The 18684-nt window shown below is 66.8% G+C and carries 17 protein-coding genes; 5 read left to right on the plus strand and 12 right to left on the minus strand.

Going from position 1 to position 18684, the window contains the following annotated elements; genetic code table 11:
- Positions 1-5: 5 nt before the first annotated feature.
- Positions 6-1142, plus strand: a complete 1137-nt coding sequence (locus F8O09_RS09525) for a glycosyltransferase (protein WP_158031984.1) — start codon at positions 6-8, stop codon at positions 1140-1142.
- Positions 1143-1227: 85 nt separating this feature from the next.
- Here the strand turns inward: F8O09_RS09525 and F8O09_RS09530 are convergent, their stop codons facing one another.
- From F8O09_RS09530 to F8O09_RS09550, 5 genes are read right to left on the minus strand one after another with little or no spacing between them, the layout of a single operon-like run.
- Positions 1228-2550, minus strand: coding sequence for an LCP family protein (locus F8O09_RS09530; RefSeq protein WP_158031985.1), 1323 nt, complete (start codon positions 2548-2550; stop codon positions 1228-1230).
- 1 nt (position 2551) lies between these two features.
- Entirely contained in the window at positions 2552-3055 is a 504-nt protein-coding gene (purE, locus tag F8O09_RS09535; protein ID WP_158031986.1) for a 5-(carboxyamino)imidazole ribonucleotide mutase, read from the minus strand.
- Positions 3056-3066: 11 nt separating this feature from the next.
- Positions 3067-4227, minus strand: a complete 1161-nt coding sequence (locus F8O09_RS09540; RefSeq protein WP_158055129.1) for a 5-(carboxyamino)imidazole ribonucleotide synthase — start codon at positions 4225-4227, stop codon at positions 3067-3069.
- Positions 4224-4892 carry a PH domain-containing protein gene (locus F8O09_RS09545; protein ID WP_192497646.1) on the minus strand — a complete coding sequence of 223 codons (669 nt, stop codon included), beginning with the start codon at positions 4890-4892 and terminating at the stop codon, positions 4224-4226. Before F8O09_RS09545 ends, F8O09_RS09540 begins: the two co-directional genes overlap by 4 nt.
- 10 nt (positions 4893-4902) lie before the next feature.
- Positions 4903-5718 carry a biotin--[acetyl-CoA-carboxylase] ligase gene (locus F8O09_RS09550; RefSeq protein WP_192497647.1) on the minus strand — a complete coding sequence of 272 codons (816 nt, stop codon included), beginning with the start codon at positions 5716-5718 and terminating at the stop codon, positions 4903-4905.
- 603 nt (positions 5719-6321) lie between these two features.
- Between F8O09_RS09550 and F8O09_RS09555 the strand changes: the two genes are divergently transcribed.
- Positions 6322-7899, plus strand: coding sequence for an acyl-CoA carboxylase subunit beta (locus tag F8O09_RS09555; RefSeq protein ID WP_158032146.1), 1578 nt, complete (start codon positions 6322-6324; stop codon positions 7897-7899).
- Positions 7896-8180: an acyl-CoA carboxylase epsilon subunit gene (locus F8O09_RS09560; RefSeq protein WP_158055132.1), complete on the plus strand. Its 285-nt coding sequence runs from the start codon at positions 7896-7898 to the stop codon at positions 8178-8180. Before F8O09_RS09555 ends, F8O09_RS09560 begins: the two co-directional genes overlap by 4 nt.
- A 29-nt stretch (positions 8181-8209) precedes the next feature.
- On the opposite strand, the gene F8O09_RS09565 is transcribed toward F8O09_RS09560, so the two are convergent.
- From F8O09_RS09565 to F8O09_RS09585, 5 genes are all read right to left on the minus strand, one after another.
- Positions 8210-8914 (minus strand): DJ-1/PfpI family protein, encoded by a 705-nt coding sequence (locus tag F8O09_RS09565; protein ID WP_225732979.1) that lies wholly within the window; start codon positions 8912-8914, stop codon positions 8210-8212.
- A gap of 213 nt (positions 8915-9127) precedes the next feature.
- Complete coding sequence (locus F8O09_RS09570) at positions 9128-10189, minus strand: ABC transporter permease subunit (protein WP_158055133.1); 1062 nt, start codon at positions 10187-10189, stop codon at positions 9128-9130.
- Positions 10186-11112: an ATP-binding cassette domain-containing protein gene (locus F8O09_RS09575; protein WP_158055241.1), complete on the minus strand. Its 927-nt coding sequence runs from the start codon at positions 11110-11112 to the stop codon at positions 10186-10188. Before F8O09_RS09575 ends, F8O09_RS09570 begins: the two co-directional genes overlap by 4 nt.
- 131 nt (positions 11113-11243) lie before the next feature.
- Positions 11244-11765 carry a hypothetical protein gene (locus tag F8O09_RS09580; protein WP_158031992.1) on the minus strand — a complete coding sequence of 174 codons (522 nt, stop codon included), beginning with the start codon at positions 11763-11765 and terminating at the stop codon, positions 11244-11246.
- A 158-nt stretch (positions 11766-11923) separates the two neighbouring features.
- The gene (locus F8O09_RS09585) at positions 11924-13297 is read right to left on the minus strand and encodes a class I SAM-dependent RNA methyltransferase (protein ID WP_158055134.1); all 1374 of its coding nucleotides are present in this window, start codon (positions 13295-13297) and stop codon (positions 11924-11926) included.
- Between F8O09_RS09585 and F8O09_RS09590 the strand changes: the two genes are divergently transcribed.
- Both F8O09_RS09590 and F8O09_RS09595 read left to right on the plus strand, forming a co-directional pair.
- The gene (locus tag F8O09_RS09590) at positions 13292-14017 is read left to right on the plus strand and encodes a Maf family protein (RefSeq protein ID WP_158031994.1); all 726 of its coding nucleotides are present in this window, start codon (positions 13292-13294) and stop codon (positions 14015-14017) included. The two genes, F8O09_RS09585 and F8O09_RS09590, sit on opposite strands and share 6 nt — an antisense overlap.
- 109 nt (positions 14018-14126) lie before the next feature.
- Positions 14127-15920, plus strand: coding sequence for an acetyl/propionyl/methylcrotonyl-CoA carboxylase subunit alpha (locus tag F8O09_RS09595; RefSeq protein WP_158031995.1), 1794 nt, complete (start codon positions 14127-14129; stop codon positions 15918-15920).
- A 90-nt stretch (positions 15921-16010) separates the two neighbouring features.
- Here F8O09_RS09595 and F8O09_RS09600 read toward each other — a convergent pair whose 3' ends face one another.
- Together F8O09_RS09600 and F8O09_RS09605 are read right to left on the minus strand one after the other, a co-directional pair.
- The gene (locus tag F8O09_RS09600) at positions 16011-17036 is read right to left on the minus strand and encodes an LLM class flavin-dependent oxidoreductase (protein ID WP_158055135.1); all 1026 of its coding nucleotides are present in this window, start codon (positions 17034-17036) and stop codon (positions 16011-16013) included.
- 184 nt (positions 17037-17220) lie between these two features.
- A complete protein-coding gene (locus F8O09_RS09605) occupies positions 17221-18645 on the minus strand; it encodes an NAD(P)H-quinone dehydrogenase (protein ID WP_158055136.1) in 1425 nt (474 codons plus the stop codon).
- Between the last annotated feature and the right edge of the window lie 39 nt (positions 18646-18684).

An 18684-nucleotide genomic window follows, 5' to 3' on the forward strand; every position in this document is an offset into this window, starting at 1 on the left:
GACAGATGACGCAGCTTCGCGTGGTCATCGACAATCTCTTCGATGCCGACCCCAGCGGAGTGACCCGTTACACCACCGAGATCACGCGCGCGCTCATTCGGACCGCGGAGAACGGCGATACGGTCAGCGGTGTCATCGCCTCGCACCCGCAGGAGCTCACGCGACGGCTCGAGTCCCAGTTTCCGGGACTCGACCGTCTCATCCGACTGCCTGCCAGCAGCAGTCAGCTCGCGCTGGCATGGAACATGGGCATTCCGCCGCGACTGCTCAGCGACGGCACGACGCACTCGCCGACGATGCTGGCTCCGTTCTTCTCGCACAACCGCATGATCGAGCCCGGCGTCCAGACCGCCGTGACGCTGCACTCCGGGGCGATCTGGACCGCTCCGGAGACGCTTTCACGCCGTGAGCGCATGCGAATCGGCCGGCTGCTGAAACTGACCGAACGATACGCCGATGCGATCGTGGTCACACACCACGAGCTGGCGCATCTGGTCGATCAGAACACGCGCATGGGCGACCGAGTGCAGGTCGTGCCGGTTTCTCCTACCCGCCATCTCGTCGCCCGCGGATCGGTCGCCGGGCGCGCTCGCGAGCTGGGCTTTCCCGATCGATTCCTGATCGCATTCGCCAGCGAACGGCCGGCCAGCCTGCGACTGCTGCTGGCTGCCTACGCTCAGGCGCATCTCGAGGAACCGCTGCTGCTCATCGGCCGCCAGGATCCCGGCCAGACCCCGGCCTCGCGAATCATCGCCGACTCCGGGCTGAACGCCGATCAGGTGCGGCTTCTCGGCGAGGTCGACGACGAAGCCCTTGCCGTGCTGAACACTCGGGCCAGCGCTCTGATCTACTTCGGCGACGGAGACGCCCTCGGGCTGCCGCTGTTCGATGCGATGGTCGCTCGCACCCCGGTCATCTACCCGAATGCCGAGTCGCTGCTCGAAGTCACGGGGGGCGCCGGCCTCAGCGTGCCTTTGGAGGGTTCGTCACTGGTCGACGGCATGGCCGCAGCCATGCGCACAGTCATGACTGACAAAGAGGCGGTCAAACGTCTCGCGCAGGAGGGCGCCGATCGCGCTCGCTCGTTCACTTGGGAAGACTCTGCGCGCGCCATTTGGGCGCTGCATCGCAGCCTGGCCTGATCACGGCTTAGAGGGCTTAGAGGCGGATATCCGCACTCCGAGGTGCCGGTCGATTTCGCCGCTGGCCTGGCGGGCGCCGATGCCCTCAGCCCTCACCGCGCGACCGAGCGATCACGTCGGCCACTGCGGCATCCACTTTCGACCAGTCCAGGTTCGACTCGGGGAAGTCGGGCGGGACCAGCTCAAGGCTGTTGATCGGCAGCTTGCGAGATTTGTCGGCCAGCGACACCAGCGCCCCGATCGAATTGCGCGGAGCGTCGGTGTTCACGAAGTCGGGGCTCGCCTCGGCGATCTGCTGAAAGTTCGTGAGCAGCGTCTGCGGGGTGAACTGCTGGATCAGCGCCTCCTGCACCTGCCTCTGCCTGCGCATGCGATCCCAGTCGCTGGTCGTCTTACGACTGCGCGCGTACCAGAGCGCCGTCTCACCGTTCATGTGCTGACGTCCGGCTTCGACAGACCCGTGGTAGACGTGATGGGTGTCACTGCCGTCGACGAAGTCGAGATGCTCGGTGACGTCGATGTCGACACCGCCGAGAGCGTCGACCATCTTCGAGAAGCCGTTCATGTCGATCATCACGTAGTACGGCACGCGAAGCCCGGTGACGCCCGACGCGATGTCCTTCATCGCCTGGATCCCCTGCTGAAAGCCGGTGTCGTCATGGATGTCTGGGTAGAGCCCCGTCTTGACCTGCGTGACGTATGTGTAGCCGCCGTTGGCCTTCCACGACCGTGGGTACACGCCCTTCAGCGGCGACCCCTCCGGCAGTCGCACCGGATGCAGGTCGCGCGGGATGCCGATGATCGCGGCCTGCCCTGACTTCGCATCGACGCTCACGACAGAGATCGAATCGGGACGCATACCGTCGCGGCCTTCGCCCGAATCAGCGCCGAGCAGCAGGAAGTTGTATCGGCCGTCGACCGCTTCGAGCTGCCCCTGACCCTTGAACAGATCGTCGAAGAGCGACCGCGCCGAGCCGATGTACTGCACGGCGCCATATGCGCCGAAGAGGGTCGCAGCGAGTCCGACCACGGTGACGAGGCTCAGCGCGGCTCGTGCGCCCGGCCGCACCCGGCCGATCTTCGCCGTGCGAAAGGTGTCGACGGTGAGGAGCACCCACAGCAGCACCCAGGCCACGATGAGCACCTGCAGCGCCGTGAGCGTCCAGACGTTGAGCGCCACCGAGGTGAACCCGGCGAGGTTGTTCTTCGACCAGATCAGCGCAGCGATCGCACCGGCGACCATGATGAGCCAGGCCCCGAAGCCGATGCGACCGAGTCGTCGATTGCCGGTCAGCAGCTGCGGGGTTCCCGGCAGCAGAAAGTTCAGCACGACGAGCCACCAGGCACGTCGCCGCATCAGCGGCTCGTCAGTCTGGTTCGGGGTGCGCAGTGGGGTCTGGTAGGTCATCTCAGTCGAGCGAGCGCTGCAGTCGTGCGTTCTTCTGCTCGACCAGCTCTTCGAGTTCGACGGCGTAGTCGTGCAGCTGCTCGCGCAGCCCGAGGTCGGAGGCCCCGAGGATGCGCACCGCCAACAGCCCGGCGTTGAACGCGTTGCCGATCGCGACGGTTGCGACCGGGATGCCGGCCGGCATCTGCACGATGGAAAGCAGCGAATCGAGACCGTCGAGCTTCGCCAGCGGCACCGGTACTCCGATGACGGGCAGCTCGGTCACCGCGGCGAGCATACCGGGCAGATGCGCGGCACCGCCGGCGCCTGCGATGATCACCTGCAGGCCGCGACCCGCTGCAGCCGATCCGAATTCCATCAGCCGACGCGGCGTGCGATGTGCTGAGACCACTTCGACCTCGTGCGCGACGCCGAAGCGGTCAAGCGCCTCGACGGCCTTCGACATGACCGGCCAGTCGGAGTCGGATCCCATCACAATGGCGACTTTGGGGTTCACAGCTGTCATGACACCCCAGACTACACGGAGAGACTGTCAACGACCTCGGAGCCGAGCGCGCGAGCGGCGTCGCGGGCCGCATCCCTCGTTTCGACCAGGTCGAACCCGGTCACGTTGACGTGCCCCATTTTGCGGCCCGGCCGGTACGACTTGCCGTACCAGTGCACTTTCGCCTGCGGCACCTCGGCGAGCGCACGGACGAGCGCCTGCTCGTGCTCGGTGCCGTCATGACCGCCCAGCACGTTGACCATCACCGTCACCGGCTGGCGTGCTTCGGGGTCGCCCAGCGGCAGGTCGAGCACTGCGCGCAGATGCTGTTCGAACTGTCCGGTGACCGCACCGTCCATGCTCCAGTGCCCCGAGTTGTGCGGGCGCATGGCGAGCTCGTTCACCAGCACACGACCATCGTTCGTCTCGAAGAGCTCGACTGCGAGCGCGCCGGTCACTTCGACGGCCTCGGCGATGGTGGTCGCGATGTGACGGGCCTGCTCGACCACGTCATCCGTGGTGTCAGGCGCCGGGGCGATGACCTCGGCGCAGACGCCGTCGACCTGTTCGCTGGCGGCCAGCGCCCAGGCACACATCTCGCCCGAGGGACGCCGCGCCACCTGCTGCGACAGCTCGCGCCGAAAGTCCACGGCCTCTTCGACCAGCAGCGCACCGCCGACTTGGTCGAGCACCTCGGCCGCCAGCCAGTCGGACACCTCGCTGCCCGATGAGACCAGACGCACGCCGTGACCGTCATACCCACCACGCGGCGTCTTCACGATCGCGCGACCGCCGTGCAGATCGACGAAGGCCTGAACCTCGTCCGCTGTGGTCGCCCGCGTCCACTCTGGCTGGCCCAGCCCGAGTTCGGCGACCTTCTGTCGCATCTCGATCTTGTCCTGTGCGAAGCGCAGCGCCTGCGGGCCCGGTCGCACGGCGACACCGGCTTCGACGAGGCGCTGCAGCACCGGCTGAGGCACGTGCTCGTGGTCGAAGGTGATCACATCGACGCCGCGTGCGAACTCGAGCACCTGCTCGGCATCGGTGTAGTCGCCGACCACTGTCGTCGCGAGCTTCGCCGAAGCGCCTTCCGCCTCGGCGAACACTTTCAGCTCAATATCGAGATTGACGGCGACTGGGGTGAGCATGCGGGCCAGCTGGCCGGCTCCGATGACTCCGACACGATATGTCATGGCTGCGGAAACCTCTCTGCGCTCGGGGGCGCAATTGCGAATCGAGGGCCGACGTCGGGGGGCGTCGGTGGCTGCATGGGCTGCGTGGTGATCGCAGCGAGCTGATATCGGTTTCGGCGTGCACGGGCCTGGGCCGAGCGCTCGAGAATCGCCTCACGCAGGCTGGTCGGGTCAGGCATTGACCTGAGCACGAGCGAGAACTGGTCGCCGGCCAGCAGACGGATGTCTCCGCTGCCCCAGAAACGCTGCGAGAGCGACTGGTGCATCTCGACCGAAGAGATCGTGTCGAGCGGCATCTGTCGCAGCCGTCGACGCAGCACGCCTTCGGTCATGGCCACTGTCTCGTCGGTGAGTCGGCAGGCGCGACCCCGCCATGACATCCACGCACAGAGCAGCAGCAGCACGATGGCAACGGCGACGACGGCGAGCACCCAGCGCATGGCCCCTGCGGTAGCGCCCCAATACTGCGGCACCGCCCAGGCAGCGGCCCAGAGCAGCAGCACCGGCAGAATCAGGCGGGTCGCCCTCGCACGCAGACGGATCTCGCGCCGATCGCGCCCGCCGGCCGCCTCGCCGTGTGAGGCGCGGGCGGATGCCACCTCGTCGCCGCCGTCGAGTTGCGGCCGCGAGCGGGGCTCCTCTGCGGGTTGCGTGCCGAACGTCATGTCAGAAACCTTAGCGCGCCGCGGGGCGCACATGGATCACGTCTCCCACCGACAGCGAGTGCGTCGTGCCGCCGGCCTCGACCATCAGTCTGCCGCCGGCGTCGAGGCCCACGGCGACGCCGACCAGGGCGTCGCCGCCCGGCAGCATCACCCGCACCCGCTGTCCGACGGTGACACAGGCGTCGCGCACGGCGTCGAACACGGAGGAGTCGTGCCGCAGGGCGCGCGCCCAGAGGTCTCGGAGCCGCGCCAGCAGATGCTGCAGCATGACGTCGCCGGTGACCATGACGCCCTCGCGTGCGAGCGAGGTCACGGTTCGGGGATCGAGCCCCTGCGCCTCGAAGTCGGCAGCGGTCTGCATGAGGTTGATGCCGAAGCCCACCAAGACGGGCAGGTCGGTCGGAACCTGGCGTCCCGGTCGAGGCGTCGTCGAGACGAGTTCGCTGAGGATGCCGCAGACTTTGCGTCCTTCGATCAGCAGATCGTTGGGCCATTTGACGCCGGCGTGCACACCCAGCTGCTGCATGGCCTGTTGGGTGGCTGCTCCGCAGATGAGTGGGAGCCATGGGAGCAGATCGACGTCTTCTGCTGGGACGACGAATGCGATCGAGACGGCGAGTGCCGACCCGCGAGGCGCCTGCCAGACACGATCCAGTCGGCCGCGACCACCGCGCTGATCGAGTGTCGCCACAGTCGTGAAGGCTTCAGTAGGCTGCCCATCGGCCCACTGGGTGCGGATCATGTCTGAAAGCACGGTATTCGTCGAATCGACGTGATCGAGAGCGATGAGGTTGGGCGACTCGGCGCTGCTCAGAGGAAACTCCATGTCTCGATCATACGGAGCCGGTCGTTCTCGCGGTCTCGCCCCTGGGCGGGCAGCCCCGTGCGTATCAGGGCTGCGAAGCACAGTTGTGGAGCACCGGGACGAGCACGGCTGCGAAGCACGGAACGGATCACCGCCGCAGAGCACGAGGCAGAACTGTGGGTGAGGAACGCCAGTCCAGTCGCCGCAAATGCTGCACCACAACGTCCAGACATGGAACTTGCCATGTCTCGATCGGTATGGACAGCATTTCCCATGGCTCGATATTTCCCCTGGCTCGATGTCTCCGAACTCCACTGCTCTCGGCACGTCTGCCAGAGCGCATGACGACCATCCCCGCACGACGAGCATGCCCCCCTCAGCAGAGCGGAGATGAGCATCCCTCACTAGAGCAAAATGACCGGTTCACACCAGCAAACACAGCCAAACAGTGTGCAGATCGCACAATTCACCCCCCGTCGTCTTGCGTGATCACTACAGCAGAACGGGCATACCCCGCCGGTAGACTCGTCTGCGATCGACATCGAGGAGACCTCTGTGACAGCGAATTCCAGCGCCAACCCGAGCGCGAAAACGGCCGAGAGCACGGCTGAGAACACGGACAAGGTGGTTCCATCCACCACTGCCGAACGCATCGCCGACCTCACTGACCGCTACCGCGAAGCAGTCGTCGAGCCGAGCAGAACCGCTGCGCAGAAGCAGCACAAGCGCGGTAAGAAGACCGCCCGCGAGCGCGTGCACGAACTGCTCGACGACGGATCGTTCGTCGAGATCGACTCCTACGTGCGGCACCGCACACATGCCTTCGGCATGGAGGACAAGCGCCCATACGGTGACTCCGTCGTCGTCGGCACCGGCACGATCCACGGCCGACAGGTCGCCGTCTACAGTCAGGACTTCACCGTCTTCGGCGGATCACTCGGCGAGGTCGCCGGTGAGAAGATCGTGCGCATCATGCAGCTGGCGCTCAAGACGGGCATCCCGATCATCGGCATCCTCGATTCGGGCGGCGCTCGCATCCAGGAGGGGGTGACCGCACTTTCGAAGTACGGCGAGATCTTCCGGCTGAACACCAAGTCCAGCGGTGTCATCCCGCAGATATCGATCGTGCTCGGCCCGGCCGCCGGTGGTGCGGTCTACTCCCCCGCGCTGACCGACTTCGTGATCATGGCCGACAAGACCAGCCACATGTTCGTCACCGGCCCGGACGTCATCAAGACCGTCACCGGCGAAGAGGTGAGCTTCGACGAGCTCGGCGGCGCGCTCACCCATAACAAGACCTCCGGCGTCTCGCACTATCTGGCGCAGGACGAAGACGACGCGCTCGACTACGCGCGCACGCTGCTGAGCTATCTTCCCGACAACAACCTCAACGACGCCCCGACCTATGCGTCGAACACCCAGCTCGAGATCACCGACGTCGACCGACGGCTCAACCAGCTGATCCCCGACTCGACCAACCAGCCCTACGACATGAAGACGGTCATCAAGACGATCGTCGATGACGGCGAGTTCCTGGAGGTGCAGGCGCTCTTCGCCCCGAACATCGTGATCGGCTTCGGCCGCGTCGAGGGGCACACAGTCGGCGTCATCGCCAACCAGCCAGCCGCGATGGCCGGCACCCTGAACATCGACGCCGGTGAGAAAGCCGCCCGCTTCGTCCGGTTCTGCGACGCCTTCTCGATTCCGATCGTCACCCTGGTGGATGTGCCCGGCTACCTGCCCGGCACCGATCAGGAGTGGAACGGCGTGATCCGCCGCGGTGCGAAGCTGCTCTACGCCTACGCCGACGCAACCGTGCCTGTGGTCACAGTGATCACCCGAAAGGCCTACGGCGGCGCGTACATCGTGATGGGATCCAAATCGATGGGCGCCGATCTCAACCTCGCCTGGCCCACTGCGGAGATCGCGGTCATGGGCGGCCAGGGTGCGGTGAACATTCTCTACCGCCACGAGCTCAAAGAGGCCGAAGAACGCGGTGAAGACGTCGAAGCCGTGCGCACCCGGCTGGCAAATGAGTACACCTACAACGTCGCGAGTCCGTTCCTCGCAGCCGAACGAGGCGAGCTCGACGGCGTCATCGAGCCCGCAGCCACGCGAGTCGAGATCACGAAGGCCCTGCGCACACTGCGCACCAAACGAGACAACCGGCCTTCCAAGAAGCATGGGAACATCCCGCTGTGATCGACGACCAGCACACCAACGTCACCGCCGCGGGCGGGCCTGACCCCAGCATCCCCGCAGACGAGCCTGAGGCACACAGCCCACAGGAGTATCTCGAGCAGCTGCAGGTCGTCTCAGGCTCGCCGACGCCCGAAGATCTCTCGGCGATCGCTTCGGCGCTGAGCCTGGCAGAACGTGAGCGGCACCGTGAGCAGCGAAAGCGCGCCATTGAGTCGCACGAGCCGGAGCCGTCCTGGCGTGAGAAGCAGCGGTCGGCACGACGCGATCGCCAGCTGTACTGAGGCGGCGTCTCTCGGGCCGCGGGCGGCCTTCAGCGCCCGAGATGCGTCAGCGCGTGTTCGACCAGAGGGCCGCGTCGGCGCTCGTTGGCGGCGATGATGCCCTCCACCTGTTCTGACGGATGGGTGCGAGGCGTGCCCGCCTCGAAAGGCGGATGTGGGTCGTATTCAAGCCTGAGTGCGATGTCTCGGGCAACCTGTTCGCCGCGCAGCCGCGCGACGAGGGTCAGTGCGAAGTCGATGCCCGAGGTGACCCCGCCTGCGGTGATGAAGTTACCGTCGACGACGACGCGCTCGTCTGTCACGAGAATGTCGGGGTACCTTGCCAGCAGCGGCCGACTGCTCCAATGCGTGGTCGCGCGTCGGCCGGCGAGTAATCCGGCCTGTGCGAGTGCGAAGGCCCCAGTGCACACCGAGGTGATCCACTGGGCGTGTTCGGCCTGGCTGCGCAGAAACCCGATCGCCTGTTCGTCTTCGAGCAGAGCGAAGGCGCCTTGGCCTCCCGGAACCACGAGAACGTCGGCCGGCTGTGCCTCGTCGAAGCGAACAGTCGGCACCAGCGCGAAGCCGGCGCTCGTTTCGACGGGATTCAGGTCGTGCCACACGTACTGCATGTGCACCCCCTCGATCTGTGCGAAGACTTCGGCCGGCCCGGTGAGGTCGAGCTGAGTGATCTGGGGAAACAGCAGCATGGTGATGGTCAGCGGCTGCACGGTATGGGACGGTTCGACGGTCATGTGTCGATCATGTCCCTCAGCCTGTCGCAGCACAAGTGGTTCGTCACGCGCCGCGCCCGCACCGGGCTACAGAACGAGGAGGCACCAGTTCGCCGCCATGCCGGTGAGCCGCAGACGCTCCACTCCGACGCCCGTGAATCGATCTGGAGCCGATACCGATCACCAGCAGCACTCAGCCGAAGAGCGGCCGACCTGCTCCCTGAGCACCAACTGTCACACGTCTCGACGCAGTGTCAGCAGCCAGGCGACCGCGCCTGACACGACCGACCAGACCGCGAGGCTGATCCCGCCCTGCCATGCCGTCATCGCGGGGTGCTCTGGTGCGGGCATGCCAGCGGGAGCATCCATCGGCATCGTCGTCAGTGCCGTGCCAGCCTGACTGGGCAGCCAGTCGTTGACCGTCAGAGCCCAGTCGATGTCGAAGCCGCTGACGATCGAGAGCACTGTCGGCACGATCATCAGGAGCCCCACCACGATCGCGATGCCGGCGGCCGGCGAGCGCACGACCGCTCCGATGTGCACCGAGATGATGCCGAGAGCAGCCAGGTAGGCAGCGGCGCCCAGGCTGACCAACAGCATCTGAGAGCTGAACGGCTGTTGGTCGGGCAGCACTCCGTGCAGCAGCAGAGAGACCACGACCGCGCTCAACAGCATCGTGACGAAGCCGAGCACCGCGAGCACGATGCCCACGGCCAAGGCTTTGGCGAGCAGCACCGGCCATCGCCGAGGCACGGCGAGCATCGAGGTGGTGATCGAGCCACCCGAGAACTCGGTGGTGATGTTCAGCACGCCGAGCACGCTGGCGACGAGCGCCGCTGCTCCGATGCCGGACGCAGCCAGCTGCAGCATCTGTGCGGTCTGTGCGTCGGAGTCTCCAGACTCGAAGAGACCGGTCACCCCAGAGCTGTCTGTACCGGTCTGCCCGGCGACCGAGGCGATCGCCAACCCGACCAGCAGGGCCAGGCCGACTCCGACCACGATGAGCACGCTGAGCGTCCACCAGGTCGATCGCACGCTCCAGAGTTTGATCCACTCAGAGCGCAGCACTCCCCCGAACCCGAGACGTGCGCTGCCGAGCCGGTCACGACGAGCTGCTGCCGCGGCTGCGCGACGCGTCGGCGGCTGCGGTGCGACACCGGGAACAGGTGCGGCCGCAGGCTGCGGGGCGACGCCTGACGATACCTGCCACTCGGCCGACGGCTGAGCCGGCTGGCCTGGCTGTACGGGCTGGCCTGGCTGTACGGGCTGATCTGGCTGTCCTGGCTGAGGTGTCATGCGCGGGCTCCTTCGGGCAGGCTGCCGGCGTTGTACTGCACGGCGTTCTCAGTGAGTTCGAGGTAGGCCTGCTCGAGCGAGGCCTCGACGGTGTGCAGTTCGTGCAGTACGACATGTGTGTCGGCTGCCGTCTGGCCGATCACCGCGGCATCGAGCCCGGTGACCGACAGTGCGCCATCGGCGCCGGCGGTCACGGTCGCACCCATGCGCTGCAGCTCGGCGGCGAGGTCGGCGCCCTGTGGCGAGCGCACACGCACGTAGTTTCGCCCTGCGTGTGTGATGAACTGCTGCAGCGACGTGTCGGCCAGCACCCGACCGCGGCCGAGCACGATCAGATGATCGGCGGTCTGCGCCATCTCGGCCATGAGGTGGCTTGAGACGAGCACCGTCTTGCCCTTCGACGCTTCGTAGCGCAGCAGCTGCCGCACCCACACCACACCGTCTGGGTCGAGGCCGTTGACCGGCTCGTCAAGAATGAGCGTGTCGGGGTCGCCGAGCAGCGCGGCCGCGATGCCGAGCCGCTGGCCCATGCCGAGTGAGAAGCCGCCTGACCGCTTGTCGGCGACCGATTCGAGCCCGGCCATCGCGATGACCTCGTCGACACGTGCGTCGGGAATGCCATGCGTGGCAGCGAGCGCACGCAGATGTGCTCGGGCGGAGCGGCCGCGGTGCACGGCCTTGGCGTCGAGCAGGGCGCCCACCTCACGCAGTGGCGCACGATGCTCGGCGTAGCGACGTCCGTTGACCGTCACCGTGCCGGTGGTCGGGCGGTCGAGGCCGAGTGCCAGCCGCATCGTCGTCGACTTGCCGGCGCCGTTCGGCCCGAGGAACCCGGTCACACGGCCGGGCTCCACGCGAAAGGTGACGTGGTCGACAGCGGTCTTGCTGCCATACCTTTTGCTGAGGTCGCGGGCCTCGATCATCGGAGGTGCTCCTGTCATCTGGTGAGGGGATGCTGCCGGTCGCGAATCGTGCGCCGTCTGCTTCAGTGTCGACGAAACAAGGCACGAGATACACGACTAGGTTAGCGGAGCGCCGTTGTGAGCGAGTCGTCTCACGCTCTCGGTTCTCTGGAGCGCCCCGAATCGTCGGCCTGGTCATCTGCGTCCGGGCCCGACTCCTCGACCTCGATCACGGTGTACTCGCCGCCGTCGATGGTCTCGCCCGAGATCTCGGTGCGCGGCTGAAACCGCTCGCGCATCTGCTGCACCGACTGTCTGCCCGCCTGCACGAGCCGCCAGCCTGACAGGGCGATCGCCCCGACCGCAGCGACCGCAAGCAGGAGAAAGCTCAGCCAGGCCAGATCGCCCAGCATCGACGCCACAACCACCAGTATGTCGACGACGATGACCACCACGACATCGACCCAGTCGAAGTGCCCCGGGCGACGGCCCGGACGCAGAAAGATCAGCAGCGCCAGCACGATCAGTGCGATGAACAGCACCGGTGCGCCGATTCCGAGCGCGAGCACCTGCCATCCGCTCTGCGCGCGGAAGCCGCCGCCGAAGAAGAGCCACAGCGGCAAGAGCACAGTGAGCGCAGGCTGCAGACGAGCCATCACACGTTGGAGAACCATGCCGCTCAGACTACCGGCCGCGCACGTCGGCCCACCAAGGCGTTCGCTCTGGGCGACCAGCGACGACGGCATTCACAGCGAGCTCAGAGCATTCTTCAGAAGACCGCCGTACGAGAAGTGCCTGGGCGAGCCTCATGCTCCAGCCGTCGTCTGACGGCTCAGCGTACGAACGACACGACCGTCTCGAAGTGGTGGCTGTGGGGAAAGAGATCGAACGCGCGCACATCGGCGATCTGATAGCCGGCGTCGGCGAGCAGCCGAGCATCCCGAGCCAGAGCGACGGGATCGCAGGCCACATAGATCACCTGCGCCGGCTGCAGCTTCGCCAGGTCGGCGACGACCTTCTTGCCCGCACCAGAGCGCGGCGGGTCGAGCACGACCAGCGAACGCCGGTACATCGACGCGGGCGCCTGCTCCGCCTCACGACGCAGAAAGCCCTCGACGGACTCGCTGCGCGCGTCGACGCGTTCGAACTCGCGGGCGTTGATGTCGGCCAGCTCGCTGGCACGCTGGTCGGCCTCGACTGTGGTGACCGCCAGGCCTGCTCGTGCGAGCCACACGGCGAAGAGCCCGACGCCGCCGTAGAGGTCGAGGTGGGGTGCGTCCGGGTCGATCCGATCGACGGCGACAAGGCTCGCCACCGCGTCGACCAGTGTGGTCGGCGCATCACGATGCACCTGCCAGAACCCGCCCTCGTCGACCTGAAACTCGACACCGTGCACCCGACGCACGACCGTTGCGCCGTGTCCGCCGTCGAGCACGATGCGTGCGCGACCGGGCCCGTCGAAGTGTTTGCGCTCGTCGAGCACCAGCTGCACGGTCTTGTGGCCCTTGCGCAGCCCGCGGTGAACGCCCAGCTCTTCGAGCTCGTCGACGGCCAGCGGCAGATGCTCGACCGGAACGACCGTGTGGGAACGCGCCGCGTAGGGGCCGACCCGCCCTTCGGCGTCGACGTGCAGCAGCTCGCGGGTGCGCCAGCGCCGCCCGGGTCTGTGATCGGGGTCGAGTCCCGGCAGATCGACGGCATCGCGCGACGCCGCGTCGCCGACGGGCGCGACATCGAGATTCCAGGCCGCCACGGCATCCGCATCGAAGTGGCCGATGCGCTCGAAGGCGTCCCGCAGCACGATGCTCTTGAGCTCGCGCTGGCGCGGCAGGGCGATATGCCCGAAGTCGGCGCTGCCGGCCCGGACCTCGGGCTCACGGCTGATGTCACCTTCGGGCAGCACCTGACGACGGCGATCCGAGGATGCCTCCAAGACTTCGAGCGCAACGGCTCTGGCGAATCGTGGCTTCGCCTCGGTCAGGCGGGCACGCACCCGCTCGCCGGGCATGGTGTCGGGCACGAACACGACGCGGCCCGCGTGACGCGCGACGAAGACGCCCTGATGAGCGACGCCGGTAACATCGAGATCGATCACGTCGCCGACCTGCGGCTGCGTGTCACTCGCCGCACCGCCCTCGACGTTCGAAGACTTGCGGCTGGGGTTCTTGGCGTTCGACTGCGGTTCGGGAAAGGTCTGCTCATGCACATCAACGACTCTACTGCGCCAACGGCGGCCCCCGCTCGGCGCCCGCGTGTGCCGTTCGTGCTCGCTTCGACGTCACCGGCCCGCCTCGCCACGATGCGCTCGGCCGGCATCGAGCCGGTCGTCGTGCCAAGCCACGTTGACGAGGATGCCGTGGTCGCCGCCGCCGGACTGGCCGGTGAGAGCGTGGTCGAGGGTCGCGACCGCACGGTCGACGACGGCGGGCGCACCGCGCAGATCGTCTCGACGCTCGCCCGTGCGAAGGCGCGAGCGGTGCTCACCCCCGAGGTCAACGGGCTCGTTCTCGGCGGAGACTCGATGTTCGAGATCGACGGCGTGCCGCTCGGCAAGCCGCACACACCGCAGCGGGCCGCAGAGCGCATCCGTCAGATGCGCGGACGCACCGGGACGCTCTACTCGGGGCACTGGCTGGTCGACCACCGCGGGGGTTCGACCATCGCCGAGGCAGGCGCGTGGGACAGTGCCACTGTGACGTTCGACGACATCAGCGACGCCGAGATCGAGGCCTATGTCGCGACCGGCGAGCCGCTCGAAGTGGCCGGCAGCTTCACTGTCGACGGGCTCGGGCAGGCGTTCATCACGTCGGTGCAGGGCGCGCCCAGCTGCGTCATCGGGCTCTCAGTGCCTGTCGTGCGCCGACTCGCCGCACAGCTCGGAGTGTTCTGGCCCGACCTGTGGAACATAGGCGCGGCCCGAGGCTGACGTGCGAGGTCGGCTCGCCGTGCGCTTGTAGGACTGCACGAAACCGGCAAATCGATTTTGTCGGAGGTTGCCACAGAATCTGTGCGCCTGCATCGTAGGCTGTTCGACTATGAGCACTGCCCTCAACACCACTCTGCCTCGTAAGATCACCAAAGTTCTCATCGCCAACCGCGGTGAGATCGCCGTTCGGGTGATCCGAGCCGCACGCGACGCCGGCATCGCATCGGTCGCCGTCTACGCCGACCAGGACATCAACGCGATTCACGCGAGCCTGGCCGACGAGGCGTACGCACTCAACGGCGACAGCGCCGCCGACACCTACCTCTCGATCGAGAAGCTCATCTCGGTGGCTCGACGCTCCGGTGCCGATGCGATCCACCCCGGTTACGGCTTTCTCTCTGAGAACGCCGACTTCGCACAGGCCGTCATCGATGCCGGTCTGATCTGGGTCGGCCCACCACCCGCAGCGATCACATCGCTGGGCGACAAAGTCTCGGCGCGACACATCGCAGAGAAGGTCGGGGCTCCTCTGGCTCCGGGCACCAGCGACCCGGTCAAGGGCGCCGACGAGGTCGTGGCCTTCGCTGAGAAGGTCGGCCTGCCGGTCGCGATCAAAGCGGCGTTCGGCGGCGGCGGTCGCGGGCTCAAGGTGGCCTACGAGCTCGACGAGATTCCCGCGCTGTTCGATTCGGCCACACGTGAGGCCGTTGCAGCATTCGGCCGCGGTGAGTGCTTCGTCGAGAAGTTCCTGCTGCGCCCTCGCCACGTCGAGACGCAGTGCCTCGCCGACGAGCACGGCAACGTCGTCGTGGTCAGCACACGCGACTGCTCGCTGCAGCGGCGCAACCAGAAGCTGGTCGAAGAGGCCCCGGCGCCGTTCATCACGCAGGAACAGCATGATCGTCTCTACGCCGCCTCGAAGGCGATCCTGCGCGAGGCCGGGTACGTCGGCGCAGGCACCTGCGAGTTTCTCATCGGGCACGACGGCACACTCTCGTTCCTCGAGGTGAACACGCGACTGCAGGTGGAGCATCCGGTCTCAGAGCAGGTGACCGGCCTCGATCTGGTGCGCGAGCAGTTCCGCATCGCCGAGGGCGGCGAACTCGACTACCCAGACCCGGAGAACCACGGGCACGCGTTCGAGTTCCGCATCAACGGAGAAGATCCCGGCAACCACTTTCTGCCTGCGCCCGGCACGATCGTCACCTACCGTGAGTGCAGCGGCCCAGGCGTGCGCGTCGACTCAGGGGTGACCGGCGGTGACGTGGTCTCCGGTGCGTTCGACTCGCTTCTGGCCAAGGTGGTGGTGACCGGCGCCACTCGCGAAGAGGCGCTTGAGCGCTCACGCCGAGCACTGGCCGAGTTCGAGATCACCGGCATGCCGACCGCACTGCCCTTCCACCGCGTGGTGGTCAACGAGCCCGACTTCGTGGCCGCAGACGGGCATTTCAAGGTGCACACCACCTGGATCGAGAACGATTTCGACAATCGCATTCCGGCGTGGAGCGGCACCCCTTCTGAAGACGAGAGCATCTTCGCCAAGCGCAGCGACGTGGTGCTGGAGGTCGCCGGTCGACGCATCGAGGTCAGCGTGCCAGACGTGCTGGTGAAGGGCGATTGGGGCACGGCGAGCCGCCCGGCCCCGAAGCGCCGATTCCGCGCCGCCGAGGTCACCGGCGACAACACGAACGCCGTCTCGACCCCGATGCAGGCCAGCGTGGTCAAGGTCGCCGTCGAAGAGGGTCAGAAGGTCATCGAGGGCGATCTGCTGGTCGTGCTCGAGGCGATGAAGATGGAACAGCCGATCACCGCGCAGCGCGCCGGTGTCGTGCGCAATCTGAACGCGCCGATCGGGCAGACGATTCCGTCCGGGCACACGCTGCTCACCATCGAAGACGAGTAGTCAGCGCGCCGAGTCGCTGCTGCGAATGCCGCCAGCACGGGCCCTTTCGGTCACCGTGCTGGCGGCATTCTGCGGTGTCGGCGGCTGTCGTCAGCGCCAGCCGAGCCCGGGCGCGACGTCTTCGACGACGCTGCGCAGCAGATGCGCGTTGTACTCGACGCCCAGCGTGCTGGGCACGGTCAGCGTGACCGTGTCGGCCTCGGCGACGGCCTCATCCTGCGCCAGCTGCTCGACCAGGCGATCGGGCTCGTCTGCGTAGCTGCGCCCGAACCGAGCCACGGTCTTCGAGTCGATCCAGCCGACCGTGTCATGGCTCTCGTCACGACCCGCCCACAGCTGCCGATCGAGGTCAGAGGTGATCGGCATGATGCTGCGGCTGACGCTCACTCGAGGCTCGCGATCCCATCCCGCTTCCTTCCACGCGGCACGGAAGAGACGGATCTGCTCGGCCTGCAGCACGCTCAACGGCACACCGGTGTCTTCGGTGAGCAGCGTGGAGCTCATCAGGTTCATGCCCTGGCGCGCCGTCCACTCCGCGGTCGCCCGAGAACCGGCACCCCACCAGATGCGATCACGCAGGCCCGGCGAGTACGGTTCGACGCGCAGCAGGCCCGGCGGGTTCGGAAACATCGGCCGGGGGTTCGGCTCGGCGAAGCCTTCGCCCTCGATCACCTCCAGGAAACGAGCTGTGTGTTCCCGCGCCATCTCAGCACCGTCGGAGTCATGTGCCTCCGGCTGATAGCCGAAGTGTCGGAATCCGTCGATCACCTGCTCAGGTGACCCGCGGCTGACTCCCAGCTGCAGTCTGCCCGCTGCGATGAGGTCGGCCGCGCCGGCGTTCTCTGCCATTGCGAGCGGGTTCTCATAGCGCATGTCGATGACGCCGGTGCCGATCTCGATGCGCGAGGTGCGCGCGCCGATCGCGGCCAGCAGCGGGTACGGAGACCCCAGCTGCTGAGCGAAGTGGTGAACGCGGAAGTACGCGCCGTCGACGCCGATCTCTTCGGCGGCCACAGCCAGATCGATCGACTGCAGCAGCGCGTCGCCGCCGGTGCGCACGGGCGAATGAATGGAGTTCTGCCAATGCCCGAATGACAGGAATGCGATATTTTTCACATGAAGCTACAACAATTTCGGCCGGAGGCCATTCCCAACTGGACGCCAACCGTGGATGACGTTCGGTTCACTGACCGGAAGGATCGACTGCAGGGGCCCGCCAAGCCACATGGCGATCCCATCCGCACCAGCGCCGCACACGCCTGCAGGGCACCGCAGACCGCTCTCCGCGCAGGCTCGCGAATCAGCCCTTCAACATGTGCAGCGCCCGCGCCGCATCGGTGATCGCTCCCGACAGCGAGGGGTAGACCGCGAAGGCGTTGGCGACCTGGTCGACGGTCAGCCGCTGCTCGACCGCAAGTGCGAGCGGGAAGATCAGCTCGCTGGCTTTGGGCGCAACGACGACGCCGCCGATGACCGTGCCCGACTGCGTGCGGGCGAAGAGCTTGACGAACCCGTCGCTGATGTTCTGCATCTTGGCGCGCGGGTTCTCGGCGAGCGGGTACTTGTAGATGACGCCCTGTGCGAGGCCCTCTTCGATCTGCGACTGCGACCAGCCGACCGAGGCGATCTCGGGCGCGGTGAAGATGTTCGAGGCCACGTTGCGCAGCTTGATCGGCTGCGCCGCGTCACCGAGCGCGTGGAACACCGCGGTTCGGCCCTGCATGTTCGCCACGCTGGCCAGCGGGAAGAAGTCGGTGCAGTCTCCGGCGGCGTAGATCTCGGGCACTGAGGTGCGCGCGACACGGTTGACCTTGATATGGCCGGATGCCGTCGTCTGCACCCGGGCGCCCTCAAGCCCCAGCCCGGCCGTGTTCGGAATCGACCCGACCGCCATCAAGCAGTGGCTGCCGACCACCGTGCTGCCGTCGCTGAGCGTGGCGATGACCTCGTCGCCTTCGCGCACAACGCTCTCGGCGCGAGACTTCGAGAGCACGTTCATCCCCTCGCGCAGGAACACCTCTTCGATCACGCGTGCGGCGTCTTCGTCCTGTCCGGGCAGCACGCGGTCGCGGCTCGAGATCAGCGTGACCTCGCTGCCGAGGTGGCGGAACGCGCTGGCGAACTCGGCACCGGTCACACCGGAGCCGACGACGATCAGGTGCTGCGGCAGCTCTTCGAGCTGATACAGCTGAGTCCAAGTGAGGATGCGCTCGCCGTCTGGCATCGCGCTTGGCAGCTTGCGGGGGTGCGCGCCAACAGAGACGACCGTGGTGTCGGCGTGGAACTCACTGACCTCCCCGTTGGTGAGATCTGCCGCGATGGCGTGATGGTTGAGCAGCCGACCCGTGCCCTTGATGATGCGCACACCCTGCTTCTCCAGGGTCGCCGCCATATCCGCCGACTGCTGTCGGGCCAGATCGAGCAGTCGACGGTTCACCGTCTTGAGGTCGATGCGGTAGTCGGGAGCGATCGGCTCGTCGCTGCCCGGCGCGAAGATCTGCACCCCCAGACGCTGTGCGTTCGCGACCTGCGTCGTCGCCTCGGCCACGGCGATCAGGGCCTTCGAGGGCACAACATCTGTGAGCACGGCAGAGCCGCCGACTCCATGACGTTCGATGAGGGTGACATTGGCCCCGAGCTGGGCGCCGGTCAGCGCAGCCTCGTAACCGCCAGGCCCTCCTCCGATGACCACCAGATCGTGCTTGTCGCCGAACTCGTATGCCATGTGCGGTGTTCTCCCTCTGCAGAGTTGCCTATCTTTATC

The sequence above is a fragment of the Pseudoclavibacter sp. CFCC 11306 genome (assembly GCF_008831235.1).
Lineage (GTDB): Bacteria > Actinomycetota > Actinomycetes > Actinomycetales > Microbacteriaceae > Pseudoclavibacter_A.